The 15,072-nt window shown below is 69.6% G+C and carries 12 protein-coding genes; 9 read left to right on the top strand and 3 right to left on the bottom strand.

Features of this window, described 5'->3' with window-relative positions; all coding sequences use genetic code 11:
• Positions 1 to 24 precede the first annotated feature (24 nt).
• The 4 genes from BM228_RS06725 (at position 25) to BM228_RS06745 (ending at position 3,525) form a co-directional block, all read left to right on the top strand.
• Positions 25 to 828, top strand: coding sequence for a biotin--[acetyl-CoA-carboxylase] ligase (locus tag BM228_RS06725; RefSeq protein ID WP_092038389.1), 804 nt, complete (start codon positions 25 to 27; stop codon positions 826 to 828).
• Positions 829 to 844: 16 nt separating this feature from the next.
• On the top strand, positions 845 to 2,518 hold the full coding sequence (locus BM228_RS06730; RefSeq protein WP_092038391.1) for a ribonuclease J: 1,674 nt from the start codon (positions 845 to 847) through the stop codon (positions 2,516 to 2,518).
• A gap of 270 nt (positions 2,519 to 2,788) precedes the next feature.
• On the top strand, positions 2,789 to 3,193 hold the full coding sequence (gene mce, locus BM228_RS06740; RefSeq protein WP_007560728.1) for a methylmalonyl-CoA epimerase: 405 nt from the start codon (positions 2,789 to 2,791) through the stop codon (positions 3,191 to 3,193).
• A gap of 8 nt (positions 3,194 to 3,201) precedes the next feature.
• On the top strand, positions 3,202 to 3,525 hold the full coding sequence (locus tag BM228_RS06745; RefSeq protein ID WP_092038704.1) for a DUF1467 family protein: 324 nt from the start codon (positions 3,202 to 3,204) through the stop codon (positions 3,523 to 3,525).
• Between the two features lie 17 nt (positions 3,526 to 3,542).
• Here BM228_RS06745 and BM228_RS06750 read toward each other — a convergent pair whose 3' ends face one another.
• Entirely contained in the window at positions 3,543 to 3,743 is a 201-nt protein-coding gene (locus tag BM228_RS06750) for a hypothetical protein (RefSeq protein ID WP_092038394.1), read from the bottom strand.
• A 698-nt stretch (positions 3,744 to 4,441) separates the two neighbouring features.
• Between BM228_RS06750 and proS the strand changes: the two genes are divergently transcribed.
• The 3 genes from proS (at position 4,442) to BM228_RS06765 (ending at position 7,958) form a co-directional block, all read left to right on the top strand.
• Positions 4,442 to 5,767, top strand: coding sequence for a proline--tRNA ligase (gene proS, locus BM228_RS06755; RefSeq protein ID WP_092038396.1), 1,326 nt, complete (start codon positions 4,442 to 4,444; stop codon positions 5,765 to 5,767).
• A gap of 165 nt (positions 5,768 to 5,932) precedes the next feature.
• The gene (locus BM228_RS06760) at positions 5,933 to 7,231 is read left to right on the top strand and encodes a lipoprotein-releasing ABC transporter permease subunit (protein WP_092038398.1); all 1,299 of its coding nucleotides are present in this window, start codon (positions 5,933 to 5,935) and stop codon (positions 7,229 to 7,231) included.
• A 13-nt stretch (positions 7,232 to 7,244) separates the two neighbouring features.
• A complete protein-coding gene (locus tag BM228_RS06765) occupies positions 7,245 to 7,958 on the top strand; it encodes an ABC transporter ATP-binding protein (protein ID WP_092038400.1) in 714 nt (237 codons plus the stop codon).
• Between the two features lie 32 nt (positions 7,959 to 7,990).
• On the opposite strand, the gene BM228_RS06770 is transcribed toward BM228_RS06765, so the two are convergent.
• Entirely contained in the window at positions 7,991 to 9,331 is a 1,341-nt protein-coding gene (locus BM228_RS06770) for a glycosyltransferase (protein ID WP_425284921.1), read from the bottom strand.
• Positions 9,332 to 9,861: 530 nt separating this feature from the next.
• Between BM228_RS06770 and dnaE the strand changes: the two genes are divergently transcribed.
• Positions 9,862 to 13,377 carry a DNA polymerase III subunit alpha gene (dnaE, locus tag BM228_RS06775; RefSeq protein ID WP_092038402.1) on the top strand — a complete coding sequence of 1,172 codons (3,516 nt, stop codon included), beginning with the start codon at positions 9,862 to 9,864 and terminating at the stop codon, positions 13,375 to 13,377.
• Here the strand turns inward: dnaE and BM228_RS06780 are convergent.
• Positions 13,374 to 14,048: a L,D-transpeptidase gene (locus tag BM228_RS06780; protein WP_092038404.1), complete on the bottom strand. Its 675-nt coding sequence runs from the start codon at positions 14,046 to 14,048 to the stop codon at positions 13,374 to 13,376. The genes dnaE and BM228_RS06780 overlap by 4 nt on opposite strands.
• 101 nt (positions 14,049 to 14,149) lie before the next feature.
• On the opposite strand from BM228_RS06780, the gene BM228_RS06785 reads away from it, so the two are divergent.
• Positions 14,150 to 15,061, top strand: a complete 912-nt coding sequence (locus BM228_RS06785; protein ID WP_092038406.1) for a LysR family transcriptional regulator — start codon at positions 14,150 to 14,152, stop codon at positions 15,059 to 15,061.
• The last annotated feature ends 11 nt before the right edge of the window (positions 15,062 to 15,072 follow it).

The raw sequence follows: 15,072 nt of genomic DNA on the forward strand, positions 1-15,072 counted from the left end.
GCGGCCCGATCAGAAAAGAACGCCTTGAGCTACCGTCTCGGGTCCGAGGCGCGCGCCCAGGGCCATCGCCTGCACGTTCACGACACGTTGGGCTCGACCAACACCGAAGCCATGGCCCAGGCGCGGGCCGGCGAGACCGGCCCGCTCTGGGTGGTCACGCATCGGCAGGAGGCGGGCCGGGGCCGGCGGGGCAATGCCTGGGCGTCGCTGCCCGGCAACCTCGCCGCCAGCGTGCTCTGGCCGGTGGCCGGAGTGGCGCCGGACCACCTCGCCGAGCTCGGCTTCGTGGCGGGCCTCGCCCTGATCGAAGCCCTGGAGGCGGCCTGCGGCACCCTGCCGGATACCCGAACCGGCACCGGCGCCCGATCTCTCTGGCTCAAATGGCCGAACGACGTGCTACTCGACGGGAAGAAACTCGCCGGGCTCCTCCTCGAGGCGGAGACGCTGCCGGGCGGCCGCAGGGCGGCGGTGATCGGCTTCGGCGTCAACGTCGCGGCGGCGCCGGACGGGCTCGACGCCGCGAGCTTGGCCGCGACGGGTTACGCCGGCGGCGCCGAAGCGCTACTGGAACATCTCTCGGACCGGATGGCCGTGCGGGCACGCGCCTGGAACCGGGGACGGAATTTCGCTGACCTGCGCGAGGATTGGCTCGCGCGGGCCGCGGGTCTTGGGTCGGAGATCGCGGTGCGCAGCGGCGAGCACATCCTGCGGGGCGTGTTCGAGACCATCGACGAGGGGGGGCGGCTCGTGATCCTCGCCCCCGACGGAAAACGGCATACCGTGACGGCGGGCGAGGTGCATTTCGGAACGGCCGCGACGGCGGCATGACGTTGGACGACGACAGATGGTGATGGGACAGGAGGAGCTGGTCTTCCTGCCGCTCGGCGGCGTGGGCGAGATCGGGATGAATGCGGCCCTGTACGGGTTCGGTCCGGAGAAGGGCCGGAAGTGGGTCATGGTCGATTGCGGCATGGGCTTCGCCGGCGAGGAGCAGATGCCGGGGATCGACCTGATGTTCCCCGACCTCTCCTTCATCGAGGAGAAGCGCAAGGACCTGCTGGGGATCTTCATCACCCACGCGCACGAGGACCATATCGGGGCGATCTCGGAGCTGTGGCCGCGCCTCAAGGTGCCGGTCTACGCGACCCGCTTCGCCAAGAACCTGCTGGAGACCCGCCGGCTGTCCGAGCCCGGCGCCCCGAAGGTCGACCTGCGCGAGGTGAAGCCCGGCCGGCGCGTGACCGTCGGCCCGTTCGAGCTGGAATACGTGCCAGTCTCGCACTCGATCCCCGAATCGAACGCCATCGCGATCCGCACCGCCGCGGGCCTCGTGGTCCATACCGGTGACTGGAAGATCGACCCGACCCCCGTGGCCGGCGACGTCACCTCCCCGGAGGCGTTCACGGCGCTCGGCGACGAGGGCATCCTGGCGCTGGTCTGCGACTCCACCAACGTGGTCCGCGAGGGCTTCTCCCCAAGCGAGAAGGAAGTCGCGGCCACCCTCAAGACCCTGATCGCGGATTCGCCCCACCGGGTCGCGGTCACAACCTTCGCGTCGAACGTCGCCCGCATCCGCGCGGTGGCTGAAGCCGCCGTCGCCTGCGGGCGCGAGGTCGTGGCGGTCGGCCGGGCCATGGACCGGGTGATCGACGTGGCGCGCGAGTGCGGCTACCTCGACGGCCTGCCCGAGTTCCGCCGGTCGGATTCCTGGAAGAACCTGCCCCGCGAGCGGGTCGTGGCCCTGCTCACCGGCTCGCAGGGTGAGCCGCGGGCGGCTCTGGCCCGGGTCTCCCGCCGGGACCACCCGGATATCAGCCTGGCCGCCGGCGACCGGGTGATCTTCTCCTCCCGGGCGATCCCCGGCAACGAGCGCGATGTCGGCTCGATCATCAACGACTTGGTCACGCAGGGCGTCGAGGTGATCACCGACCGGACCGAGCTGGTCCACGTCTCCGGCCATCCCCGGCGGGACGAGATGGTCGAGATGTACAAGTGGACCCGTCCGGGCACCGCGATCCCGGTCCACGGCGAGGCGCTGCACCTCGACGAGCATGCCCGCTTCGCCCGGGCCCAGGGCGTGCAGAACGTGGTGAAGGCCCGCAACGGCAGCCTCGTCCGCCTCAGCCCCGGCAAGCCGGAGGTGATCGACCACGTGAAGGCCGGCCGCCTGTACAAGGACGGCAACGTCCTGATCGACGAGAAGGACCGGGCGATCCCGGAGCGCCGCAAGCTGATGCAGGCCGGTCTCGTCTCGGTGGCGATCGCCATCGACGAGGACGGCGTCGTGCTGGGCGATCCGGCGGTGGACATCATCGGCCTGCCCAACCGCGGCCGCTCCGGCGAGCCGCTGATCGAGACGGTGGTGGATGCCGTCTCGCGCACCCTGTCGGGGATGTCGCGGGGCAAGCTCAAGGACTCGGAAGGGGTCGAGAAGACCGTCGACCGGGCCGTGCGCACCGCCGTCAACGAGGTCTGGGGCAAGAAGCCCGCCTGCCACGTGCAGGTCGTCGAGGTGTGACACTGGTTGCCGACCCTACGGCGCTCTAGTGTCTTGGGCGCGGAGATGCACCGGCTTGTCTGACGACAGCCGGACGCTGCGCAGGTCCTCTCTCCCGATCGGGAGAGGGACAGGGTGAGGGGACAGGATCTTCCGGATAGGGCGGATCCCTCACCCCGACCCTCTCCCGCACGGGAGAGGGGGCACGTGGCGTCAGCTCGCAGTGGCTGAGCCGCGGTCCGAACAAGACGCTCTCGGAAAGAGGGCTTCGATGGTGGGAGGAATCAAAAAATGATTGGGCGGCTCAATCACGTGGCCATCGCCGTGCAGGATCTCGACGCCGCCTGCGCGGTGTATCGCGACACGCTGGGCGCGACGCTCACCCCGCCGCTGCCGCAGCCCGAGCATGGGGTCACGGTGGTGTTCGTCGAATTGCCGAACAGCAAGATCGAGCTGATGGCGCCGTTGGGCGAAGGCTCGCCGATCGAGGCGTTCGTGGCCCGCAACCCGGGCGGGGGCATCCACCACGTCTGCTACGAGGTCGACGACATCCTGGCCGCCCGCGACCGGCTGAAGGCGCAGGGCGCGCGAGTGCTCGGCACCGGCGAGCCGCGCATCGGCGCCCACGGCAAGCCGGTGCTGTTCCTGCACCCCAAGGACTTTCTCGGCACCCTGGTCGAGTTGGAGCAGGTGTGAGCCGGATCATGACCGCGCTGGCCCGCTCGACCCCGGCGACCCTGCTCGTCGTGATCGTGCTGGTGGCTGCCTTCGTGGCGGTGGGGGTCAGCCAGTTCAAGCTGACGATCGGCGGGGCGATCGCCCTCTACTTCGTGGTGTGGTGGACCCTGCTCTTCGCCGTCCTGCCCCTGCGCAACCAGCCCGAGACCCGGCCGAGCCACGTGGTCCCCGGACAGGATCCGGGCGCCCCGGCCTCGCCGCGCCTGCGCGAGAAGGCGATCTGGACGACGCTCGTCGCCGGCGCCGCCTTCCTGGTGGCGCTGGCGGTGTTTCCGCTGACCGGGTTGTAAGGGCAGACGACGGAGCCCTACAGCAGCATCCCAGAGGAGGGCGAGCGCACCGTCAGCGACTTGCCGGCCCGGGATACGAGATGGGCGAAGGCCAGGGCGGCCGCCGAGGCCTGCGCGGCCGAGGGGAAGGTCCGGTGCGACTCGGCGACGGTCTCGTCGGCCTCGTTGAGCAGGACCCAGGACCAGAGACTCTCGGCCTGACGGATCTCGAAGTGCATGGCGGGCTCACCCGGTAAGGTCCATGCCCCACCATGCGCCGCGAAAAGGCCTTGCCGGTTAATGGCTTGGGCCGGCAAAGTCGAATAGTCGACAAACCATCGACTTGTCCGCGCTTTCACCGCTCTCCACAGCAAGCTGATTGCCGCAGGCCTGCAATCGGCTCTGATCGAGAGGCGAGGGGGCCGTCGATAAGCCCGAACAGGCCCGATTCAGCGCCCGAGGGCTGGTCGAAGGGGCGGCCGAAGGATCGGCGGTGCCGCCGCGAAGGATGTCCAACAACAAAAAAAGCAAGGCCCGAGGCCTTGCTTTTCAAGCTGCAGTGGCTCGACCTTTGATTGTCCTACGCATTGCCTGCGTGGCGGTCGGTTTTCCTCCCGAGACTCGGACCCTGCGCCGCCTCTTGCGGGCGTCGCAAACATCACGAGCCGCTTATAGGAACAACAATTCGTGTTGTCACCGGGTCTGTGAGAAAAATCTGCGCTTTCTTGCCGGCAAATGGGCAGATCGATTCCGATTGCGGCATCCGGCCCGGTCGGCGGGGCCCACGCGGCACCGGCGCGGGCGCCCGGGGCGCGATTACACCCCGCCGTCATCCGGCAGCGCTTGTATTTTGCGTCTCCCGCGTGTTGTGTGCCCGCGTGCCGCGGTTCCTCACGGTCGGATCCAGGCCGAAACCTCAAAGACAAGCTTCCAAAACATGCGTCTCTCCCGCTACTTCATGCCGACCTTGCGCGAGACGCCCAAGGAAGCCGAGATCGTCTCCCACCGCCTGATGCTGCGCGCCGGCCTGGTGCGTCAGGAGGCGGCCGGGATCTACGCTTGGCTGCCGCTCGGCCTTCGGGTGCTGGAGCGCGTCTGCGCGGTGATCCGCCGGGAGCAGGCCCGCTCCGGCGCCATCGAGATCCTGATGCCGACCGTGCAATCGGCCGAGCTGTGGCGGGAATCTGGGCGCTACGACGCCTACGGCAAGGAGATGCTGCGCCTGAAGGACCGGCACGACCGCGAGATGCTCTACGGCCCCACCGCCGAGGAGATGGTCACGGAGATTTTCCGCGCGAGCGTGCGCTCCTACAAGGACCTGCCGAAGAACCTCTACCAGATCTCGTGGAAGTTTCGGGACGAGGTGCGGCCGCGCTTCGGCACGATGCGCTCGCGCGAGTTCCTGATGAAGGACGCCTACTCGTTCGACTTCGACCAAGCCGGAGCGCGCCACGCCTATAACCGGATGTTCGTGGCCTACCTGCGCACTTTCGCGGGGCTCGGCCTCAAGGCGATCCCGATGCGCGCCGATACCGGCCCGATCGGCGGCGACCTGTCCCACGAGTTCATCATCCTGGCCAAGACCGGCGAGAGCGAGGTGTTCTGCGACCGGGCCTATCTCGATTTCGACACCCCGCCCGAGACCGTCGATTTTGACGACGTGGCCGCGCTCCAGGGCATCGTCGACGCCTGGACCTCGCATTACGCCGCCACCGACGAGATCCACGAGCCGGAGGCCTTCGCCGAGGTGCCGGAGGAGAACCGCCTGAGCGCCCGCGGCATCGAGGTCGGGCACATCTTCTATTTCGGCACCAAGTATTCCGAGCCGATGGGCGCCAAGGTCACCGGTCCGGACGGGATCGAGCGGCCGGTCCATATGGGCTCCTACGGCATCGGCCCGAGCCGGCTGGTGGCCGCGATCGTCGAGGCCAGCCACGACGAGGCCGGGATTATCTGGCCGGATTCGGTCGCGCCCTTCGACGTGGCGCTGATCAACCTCAAGGTCGGCGATGCCGGCACCGACGCCGCCTGCGCGCAGATCCAGTCGGAGCTCGAGGCCGCCGGCCTGTCCGTGCTGTACGACGACCGCGACGAGCGCCCGGGCGCGAAATTCGCCACCGCCGACCTGATCGGCCTGCCCTGGCAGGTGATCGTCGGGCCAAAGGGCCTGGCCGAGGGCAAGGTCGAGCTGAAGCGGCGCGCCGGTGGCGAGCGAGAGAGCCTCGCCACGGTCGACCTGCTGGCGCGCATTCGCCGCGTCTAGAACGAAGATTTCGTCAGCGAGGATTGGAGGCCCGATCCGATCGACGTGATCGGGCCCGGTTCTCGTCAGGATTGCGGGAGGCAATTCTGCCTCGATCTGTGTTCATGCATCATTTCCGCTTCTGGAGCGGCGACAGCGCGGTGAATGGTGCTTAGGGCTAATCCGATGCCGGGAGCAGCGGCGATCAACCGGGTGAGGCGCTTCGCGGCCTCCTTCCGCGAGGGGACGGCCCCGTTCGCGCCGTTCGAATGGATCATCGCCGGCCGCTACCTGCGGGCGCGCCGCCGGGGCGGCGGCGTCTCGGTGGTCGCGTTCTTCTCCGTGCTCGGCATCGCGCTCGGCGTCGCCACCCTGATCATCGTGCTCTCGGTGATGAACGGGTTTCGCGCAGAGTTGCTCTCCAAGATCGTCGGCATCAACGGGCATCTCTTCGCCACGCCGATCGACCGGCCGTTCAACGACTGGGTCGATCTGTCGGAGCGCCTGTCGAAGGTGGCGGGCGTGCGCGCCGCTGTGCCCCTCGTCGAAGGCCAGGCCTTCGCCTCGTCGCAATTCGGCGGCTCTGGCGTGATCGTGCGCGGCGTGCGCGCCGCCGATCTCGACGCGTTGGCCGCGGTCTCCAGCGCGATCCGCGGCGGCACCCTGGAAGGGTTCGACGACGGCACCGGCGTGCTGATCGGCCGGCGGCTCGCCGATTCCCTGGGGCTTCAGGCCGGGGACAACATCACCCTGGTGACGCCCAAGGGCTCGTCGACGCCCTTCGGCACCGCGCCCCGCACCAAGAGTTACGCGGTCAAGGCGGTGTTCGAGGTTGGTATGACCGAGTTCGACCAGACCTTCGTGTTCATGCCACTCACCGAGGCACAGGCGTTCTTCAACCGGGAGAGCGACGTCAGCATGATCGAGATCTACGTCGACAAGCCCGATCAGGTCGGCGACATGCGCGAGCCCCTGGAAATGGCGGCCGAGCGCCCGGTGCTGCTTACCGACTGGCGCCAGCGCAACCGCACCTTCTTCGGGGCGCTGGAGGTCGAGCGCAACGTGATGTTCCTGATCCTCAGTCTGATCGTCGTGGTGGCGACGCTCAACATCGTCTCGGGCCTGATCCTGCTGGTGCGCGACAAGTCGAGCGACATCGCGATCCTGCGCACCATGGGGGCGACCCCGGGCACGATCATGCGCGTGTTCCTGATCAACGGCGCGCTGATCGGCCTGGTCGGGACCCTGAGCGGCCTCGGCCTCGGGATCCTGATCACGCTGAACATCAAGCCGATCCAGCATGTGCTGTTTCCCGGCGCCTGGGACCCGACCGTGCGGTTCCTCGCCGAGATCCCGGCCCAGATGAATCCGAAGGAGATCACCGCCGTGGTGATCACGTCGCTGCTGCTGTCACTGGCGGCGACGCTCTATCCCTCCTGGCGTGCCGCCCGGCTCGATCCGGTGCAGGCCCTGCGCTACGGCTGACGGTCCGCACCCCATGAGCGATGCAAGCCAGCCCGCCGGCACCCCGCCGGTGCCGGCCCTGTTCTTCGCCCGCGTCGAGCGGCGCTACCCGCAGGCCGAAGGGGCCCTCGATATCCTGCGCGGGGCCGACCTCGCGATCTGGCCCGGGGAACTCGTGGCCCTGGTGGCGCCCTCGGGCGCCGGCAAGTCGACGCTCCTGCACCTCGCCGGCCTGCTGGAGCGGCCGGATGGCGGCGAGGTCTATATCGGCGGCCGGCCCACCGCCGCTATGCCGGATACCGAGCGCACCCGCCTGCGCCGGGAGGAGATGGGCTTCGTCTACCAGTTCCACCATTTGCTGCCGGAGTTCTCGGCGCTCGAGAACGTGGTGATGCCGCAGCTGATCCGGGGCCTCGGCCGGGCGGAGGCCAAGGCCCGCGCCACCGAGCTCCTGAGCTTCCTCGGCCTCAAGGACCGCCTGCCGCATCGCCCGGCCGAGCTGTCGGGGGGCGAGCAGCAGCGCGTCGCCATCGCCCGGGCGGTGGCCAACGGCCCGCGTCTGCTGCTGGCCGACGAGCCCACCGGCAATCTCGACCCCGGCACCGCCGGCCACGTCTTCTCGGTGCTGATGTCGCTGGTGCGCGCCTCGGGCCTCGCCGCCCTGATCGCCACCCACAACCTGGATCTCGCCGCCCGCATGGACCGCCGGGTGACGATCCGCGACGGGCTGATCACGCCGCTCGACTAAGCGGGATTTTCTTCGCCGTAAGAACCGCGAGCCTAGGCCGGCCGTTTTCGCGGGACCCTCTCGGGCCCGGCCTCTTGCCAGCGCGCGGCGACGTCGTTCTCCGACCTTGGCCGCGCAGATCTGCGAGTCGCCAAGTCCTCGACCCAATCGCAGGCCGCGAGGATCGCGTCCGGGCTCCCGGCCATGCGCGCCCTGGCCTCAGCGCAGGCGCGCGCCACCGCCGGATCGGTCAGCAGCCGGTTCAGGACCCGGGTGGCTCGGGCCGGGCGGAAGGCGCGGCGGCTCACGGTGGCGCCGAGCGTCCGGTCCTTGAGGCGCCGCCCCTCGTCGAAATGGTCGAACGCCACCGGGACGACGAGCTGCGGGATGCCCGCCGCCAGGGCCTGCGCCACGGTGCCGACGCCGCCATGGTGGATCAGGGCGGCGCTGCGCGGCAGCAGCGCGCTCAAGGGCGCGTAGGGCAGGTGGATGATCCCGGGCGGCAGCGGCTTCGGGATCTGACCGTCCTGGGGCGCGAGCAGGACGCCGCGCCGGCCCATCCGGCGGCAGACCGCCAAGGCGGTCTCGAAGAAGGCGGCGCCCTGGCGCATCGCCGAGCCGTAGGTGAACACGAGCGGCGCGTCGCCTGCGGCCAGGAAAGCTGCCAGCTCCGGCGGCATCGCCGGCACGTCGCCGAACCGGTCCACCAGCGGGAAGCCGAGCTGTACCGCCTGGGCCGGCCAGTCCGCCTGGGGCGCGGCGTACCAGTCCGGGAACATCAGCAGCATGCGGGTCGGGCTGTTCCACCAGTGCCGCAGCCGGGTGATCGGATCGAGGCCCAGGCGCGCCCGCAGGGCGTTGAGGGGCGGCAGGGTGAACGGGCCGACCGCCACCGTGTCGGCGCCCTGGTTGAGCCAGGCGCGCAGGGCAGCCGGGAGGATCCGCGGCAGCGGCAGCCCGGGCAGCCGGGGCGGATCGGACCGGCTCTCGATCAGGAACGGCATCACGTGCAACGTCGCGGACGGGAGGTCGTAGAGCTCCTGAGCCAGCCGGGCGCCCCAGGCGAGCGGCGAGGCGATCACGATCTGCTCGACTCCGCGCGCCCGCGTCGCCCCGAGCCAGAGGCAGGTCGTCTCGGCCACCCGCAGGGCGAAATCGAACATCGGGCGGAAGCCCCAGCGCGGATGCCAGAGTTCAGGCCGGGCGATCACGGCCTCGTACTCGGCGGCCGTGCCGAGAGGCTGGAAGGCGAGGCCGGCGCGGCGCGCCATGGCCTCGAAGGGAGCCGGGGCGGCCAGCGTGACGCCGTGCCCCCTGCCTCGAAGCCTATGGCCCAGCGCGATGAACGGTAGCACGTCGCCGTGGGTCCCGACGGCCACGAGAGCGACCTCGATCCGTCCCCCAATGTCCTGCGCGGGAATAGCCTGCTCCTTTGACCCCACCGGTCAAATAACGAACGTTCCCCCTGTAATGGCAGGCATGCCAGCCCGCTCGACCTGTATCAAGCCACTATTTGTTTACCATGATCCGAAGCCGCGGGCGCCGTCTTGCCCAGGCCTCTTCCATCAGAACAAAACATGAACATAATGGGGGACGAACACGGGAGGCACGGCGATGCTGAAGCGGTTGGTCCTGACCGGGATGGTCGAGTTCATGGCGTTCGGGATGCTGTTCGCGGCGGTCGGCGCCTGGGCGATAGCGTTGGCACCGGTCCGTTAGCCGGGCTTTGCGTTTCGGCGCCGGGTTCCCGCCCGAAACGGCTTATGCACAGGCGATCGGCCCTGCGATGCCGATTGTCCACAGAGGCCGGCCGAACTGGTGCGCCGGGAGCACGACCGGTGGATATCGTCAGGTTCGGCGTCGCCATACGTCGACTTGGCAAGGCCGAGCGGGGATGTTGGGTGACCCCGGATCAAGGTCGGCCATGCCACGCCAGCTCAAGGAGGTCGGATTCGTCCACCTCCACGTTCATTCGTCCTATTCCCTTCTGGAAGGCGCGCTGAAGGTCGGCTCCCTGGTCAAGGCCGCGGTGGCGGACCGGCAGCCGGCGCTGGCGCTTACAGACACCAACAACCTGTTCGGCGCGCTGGAGTTTTCCGAGAAGGCAGCCGGGGAAGGCATCCAGCCGATCGCCGGCGTGCAGCTTTCCGTGGCGTTCGAGGCCGCCGACCCGCACCAGCGCAATGCCCCGACAAGCCACGGAGTCGTGCTGCTCGCCCAGGACGAGACCGGCTACGCCAACCTGCTGCGGCTCGCGAGCCGCGCCTATTTCGACACCGCGCTCGGCGAGGCGCCCCGGGTCGAGGCCGCCGCCCTGGCCGAGGCCGGGGCGGGGCTGATCGCGCTGACCGGCGGCCTGTCCGGTCCCCTCGACGCCGCGTTCCGGGCCGGGCGGCCCGAACTGGCGCTGAGCCGCCTGAAGCAGCTCAAGGCGGCCTTCGGCGAGGACCGGCTCTATATCGAGATCCAGCGCCACGGCACGCCCGAGGAAGGTCGGATCGAGACGGCGCTCCTCGACCTCGCCGGCCGTCACGGCCTCGGCATCGCGGCGACCAACGAGCCGTTCTTCGCCAAGCCCGACGATTACGACGCCCACGACGCGCTGCTCGCGATTGCGGACGGGCGGCTGGTCTCGGACGAGCGCCGGCGCCGGGTCACCCCGCGCCACGCCTTCAAGACCCGGACCGAGATGGCCGAGCTGTTCCACGACCTGCCGGACGCCCTCCAGGCCACGGTCGAGATCGCCATGCGCTGCGCCGTGCGGGCGCGGACCCGCAAGCCGATCCTGCCGAATTTCGGCTCGGTGGCGGCGGGCGAGACCCCGCCCATGGCCGAGGCCCTGGCGCAGGCCGCCGACGCGCCCGTGCAGGCGGTGACCGCCGACGAGCCGACCGAGCTGCGCCGGCAGGCCGAGGCCGGGCTGGAGCTGCGGCTGAAGCAGCACGGCACCGCGCCGGGCTTCTCGGAGGACGATTACCGCAAGCGTCTCGCCTTCGAGCTCGACGTCATCGTCAAGATGAAGTTCCCGGGCTACTTCCTGATCGTCTCCGACTTCATCAAGTGGGCCAAGGACCACGACATTCCGGTGGGCCCGGGCCGCGGCTCCGGTGCCGGCTCGCTGGTGGCGTGGTCGCTGCTGATCACCGATCTCGACCCGCTGCGCTTCGGCCTGCTGTTCGAGCGCTTCCTCAACCCCGAGCGCGTCTCGATGCCGGATTTCGACATCGACTTCTGCGTCGAGGGCCGCGAGCGCGTGATCCGCTACGTCCAGCAGCGCTACGGCGAGCGGCAGGTCGGGCAGATCATCACCTTCGGTACGCTTCTGGCCCGTGGCGTGCTGCGCGATGTCGGCCGCGTGCTGGAGATGCCCTACGGGCAGGTCGACAAGCTGACCAAGCTCGTGCCGCAGAACCCGGCCAACCCGGTGACGCTGGCCCAGGCGATCGAGGGCGAGCCCAAGCTCCAGCAGGCCATGGAGGAGGAGCCGATCGTCGCCCGGCTCATCGACATCGCCAAGAAGCTCGAAGGCCTGCACCGCCACGCCTCGACCCACGCCGCCGGCGTGGTGATCGGCGACCGGCCCCTCGAGGAGCTGGTCCCGCTCTACCGAGACCCGAAGACCGGGATGCGGGTGACCCAGTTCAACATGAAGTGGGTCGAGCAGGCCGGCCTCGTGAAGTTCGATTTTTTGGGACTCAAGACGCTCACCATGCTGCGGTGCTGCACCGATCTCCTGCAGAAACGCGGCATCGACATCGATCTGGCCTCACTCCCGCTGGACGACAAAAATACCTACCTACCGATGGGCCGGGGCGAGACGGTCGGGGTGTTCCAGGTGGAATCCGCCGGCATGCGCAAGGCGCTCTGCGAGATGCAGGCCGACCGGTTCGAGGACATCATCGCGCTGGTCGCCCTCTACCGGCCGGGCCCGATGGCGAACATCCCGGTCTATTGCGAGCGCAAGCTCGGCCGCGACGCCGGCAACGAGGCGTCCTGGTACCCGGATCCCAAGCTGGAGCCGATGCTGAAGGAGACTTTTGGCATCATCGTCTACCAGGAACAGGTGATGGAGATCGCCAAGGTCCTGGCTGGCTACTCGCTCGGCGAGGCCGACATGCTCCGGCGCGCCATGGGCAAGAAGATCCGCGCCGAGATGGACGCCCAGCGGGACCGGTTCCTCAAAGGGTGCACCGAGCGCGGGCTGACCAAGGCCAAGGCCAACGAGATCTTCGACCTGCTCGCCAAGTTCGCCGATTACGGCTTCAACAAGAGCCACGCGGCCGCCTACGCCCTGCTGACCTACCAGACCGGCTACCTCAAGGCGAACTACCCGGTCGAGTTCCTGGCGGCCGCCATGACGCTCGACATCGACAACACCGACAAGCTCGCCGAATTCCGCCAGGACGCGCAGCGCCTCAAGATCACGGTCGAGCCGCCCTCGATCAACACCTCCGGCGAGGTGTTCGAGGTGCGTGACGGCAAGATTTTTTACGCGCTCGCCGCCATCAAGGGCGTCGGCCGGGAGGCGGTGCGGGCGCTGGTCGAGGCGCGGGGCGACCGCCCGTTCAAGGACCTCGCCTGCCTGGCCCGCCGGCTCAACCCGCGGATGATCAACAAGCGCACCCTGGAGAGTCTGGTCCAGGCCGGCGCCCTCGACTGCATCGAGCCCGACCGGGCCCGGGCCTTCGCGGCGGTCGAGCCGATGATGAAGCTCGCGCAGGAAGGTGCGAGTTCGGCTGGCGACATCAAGGACATGTTCGGCGGCGTGGTCGCGGACGACGTGTCCCTGCGGATCCCGCCGCACGAGGTCTGGCCGATGGCCGACACCCTCAAGCGCGAATACACGGCGATCGGCTTCTTCGTCTCGGGCCACCCGCTCGACGAGTACGGCGACCTGCTGGACAAGCTGCGGGTGCAGAGCTGGGCCGATTTCTGCCGCTCGGTGCGGGCCGGGACCAGCAGCGTCGGCCGGGTCGCCGCCTCGGTGCTCGATCGGGCGGAGCGGCGCACCAAGACCGGCAACAAGATGGGCATCGTCACCCTGTCGGACCGGACCGCCCATTTCGAGGCGATCATCTTCTCCGAGGGCTTGGGCCAGTACCGGGACATCCTCGAACCGGGCCGGCCCCTGGTGCTCCAGCTCCAGGCGAACCTGGAGGGCGAGGACGTGCGCGCCCGGATCCTCACGGCGGAACCCCTCGACCACGCGGTCGCCCGCCACCAGAAGGGCATCCGCATCCATCTGAGCGACCCGCGCGGGGTCGCGCCGGTGCAGCAACGGCTGTCGATGCGGGGGGAGAGCGAGGTCTCGCTGATCCTCAAGCTCGACGGCGGCGGCCGCGAGGTCGAGATCCGGCTGCCGGGCAAGTTCCAGGCCTCGCCCCAGCTCGCCGGCCAGCTCCGGACGGTGCCGGGGGTGGTGCAGGTGGAGGTGAGCTAGCTCGCCTCCGAACCGGCTGCCGCCAGCACCACGGCCCGCGTCCCCACCGGCACGCGACCGTACAGGTCGATGATGTCTTGGTTCAGGAAGCGAACGCAGCCTGACGACACCATCGTGCCGATGGTCTGCGGCTCCGTGGTGCCGTGCAGCCGGTAGAGCGTGTCCCGGCCGTCCCGGTAGAGGTAGAGCGCCCGGGGCCCGAGGGGGTTGCCGGCACCGCCCGGCAGGCCGCCGGCGACCGGCCCGTAGCGCTCGGGCTCGCGCTTGATCATCGCGGGCGTCGGCGTCCAGCGCGGCCATTCGGCCTTGCGGGCGATGGTGGCCGGCCCCTGGAAGTTGAACGCCTCCTCCCGGCCGACACCGACGCCGTAACGGATCGCCCGTCCCTTCTCCCGCACGAGGTAGGCGAACCGGGCGCCCGGATCGATCACGATCGTGCCGGGCGGTTCGGCCGTGGCGTAATCGACCTCCCGGCGCAGGAAGCGCGGGTCGATCCCCGTCAGGTCCACCGCCGGCACCGGGAAGGGCTCGCCGGGGAGGGCGGCGTACATCGCGACAAATGAGGGATCGACCGGCGGGCGCAGATCCGCCACCGGCGCCGTCTCGCGGGTGACGCAACCGGCGAGCAGAAGGGGCATGCCTGCGAGCAGGGTCCGGCGGGTGAGGGTCATGGGGCGGCGATCTCGCGAATGGGTGCGGATCGAGAAAACCGCCACGCTGTTGCCCCGTCCAGCGGCTATGGGGTGATCGGACCCATAACCGGATGGCATCCATGGATCTCGCCCTCGCCCTGCGCGCCTTCCTCCGCACCGTCGAGCGCAGCTCGCTGAGCGCGGCGGCGCGGGATCTCGGCGTGTCGCAGCCGGCGGTGAGCAAGCACCTGCGCAACCTGGAGGCCCATGTCGGCACCCGCCTGCTGGAGCGCTCCGCCCGGCTGGTGCGGCCGACCCCGCAGGGCCAGCGGCTCTATGAAGCGAGCCAGCCGGCGCTCGCGGCGATCGACGCGGCGCTCGAAGATGCCCGGACTGAAGGCGGTTCAGTGGAGGGCCGCCTGCGCCTACACGCACCCTCCTGCATCGGTGTGAAGCACCTGCATCCGATCGTGACGGCGTTCCAGGCGGAGCATCCGCGGGTGACGGTCGATCTGGTGCTGGAGGATCGGGTGATCGACCTCGTGCACGAGGATTACGACCTCGCGCTCCGCTACGGCCGGCCGGAGGGGCAGGACCTCGTGGTCCGCCGGCTCGGGTGGGTGCGGCGCATTCTGGTCGCCGCCCCCGCCTATCTGGCGCGGGCTGGCGGTATCGAGACGCCCGAGCAGCTCGCCGTCTGCGATCTCGTGGCGACCCGGGCAGCGGTCGATGCCCGCAGCGCCCTGATCCTGCATCGGGGCCGCGAGACCGTGACCGTCCCGGTGCAGCCGGTGCTCCGGACCAACAGCGCCGAGGTTCTGGTCGCAACCCTGCTGGCGGGACGGGTGATGGGGCCGGTGCAGCACCTGCTGATCGCCGACCACCTGGCAGCGGGCCGGCTCGTGCGCGTGCTCCCGGACTACGAGGTGCGCTCGACCGAGGCCTATCTGGTCTACCCGTCGGTGCGCCACATGCGCCCGGCGGTGCGCGCCTTCACCGATTTCGCCGTGCCGCGGATCCGCGCTGTGGAGGGGATGCAGGCGAACGTCTGAGGCGGGTCCGC

The organism is Methylobacterium pseudosasicola, from assembly GCF_900114535.1.
Lineage (GTDB): Bacteria > Pseudomonadota > Alphaproteobacteria > Rhizobiales > Beijerinckiaceae > Methylobacterium > Methylobacterium pseudosasicola.

Bases quoted from the DNA above. Each gene is read 5' to 3' on its own strand.
- BM228_RS06730 (WP_092038391.1), top strand. From the start codon at position 845: ATGGTGATGGGACAGGAGGAGCTGGTCTTCCTGCCGCTCGGCGGCGTG.
- mce (WP_007560728.1), top strand. From the start codon at position 2,789: ATGATTGGGCGGCTCAATCACGTGGCCATCGCCGTGCAGGATCTCGAC.
- BM228_RS06745 (WP_092038704.1), top strand. From the start codon at position 3,202: ATGACCGCGCTGGCCCGCTCGACCCCGGCGACCCTGCTCGTCGTGATC.
- BM228_RS06750 (WP_092038394.1), bottom strand. From the start codon at position 3,743: ATGCACTTCGAGATCCGTCAGGCCGAGAGTCTCTGGTCCTGGGTCCTG.
- proS (WP_092038396.1), top strand. From the start codon at position 4,442: ATGCGTCTCTCCCGCTACTTCATGCCGACCTTGCGCGAGACGCCCAAG.
- BM228_RS06760 (WP_092038398.1), top strand. From the start codon at position 5,933: ATGCCGGGAGCAGCGGCGATCAACCGGGTGAGGCGCTTCGCGGCCTCC.
- BM228_RS06765 (WP_092038400.1), top strand. From the start codon at position 7,245: ATGAGCGATGCAAGCCAGCCCGCCGGCACCCCGCCGGTGCCGGCCCTG.
- dnaE (WP_092038402.1), top strand. From the start codon at position 9,862: ATGCCACGCCAGCTCAAGGAGGTCGGATTCGTCCACCTCCACGTTCAT.
- BM228_RS06780 (WP_092038404.1), bottom strand. From the start codon at position 14,048: ATGACCCTCACCCGCCGGACCCTGCTCGCAGGCATGCCCCTTCTGCTC.
- BM228_RS06785 (WP_092038406.1), top strand. From the start codon at position 14,150: ATGGATCTCGCCCTCGCCCTGCGCGCCTTCCTCCGCACCGTCGAGCGC.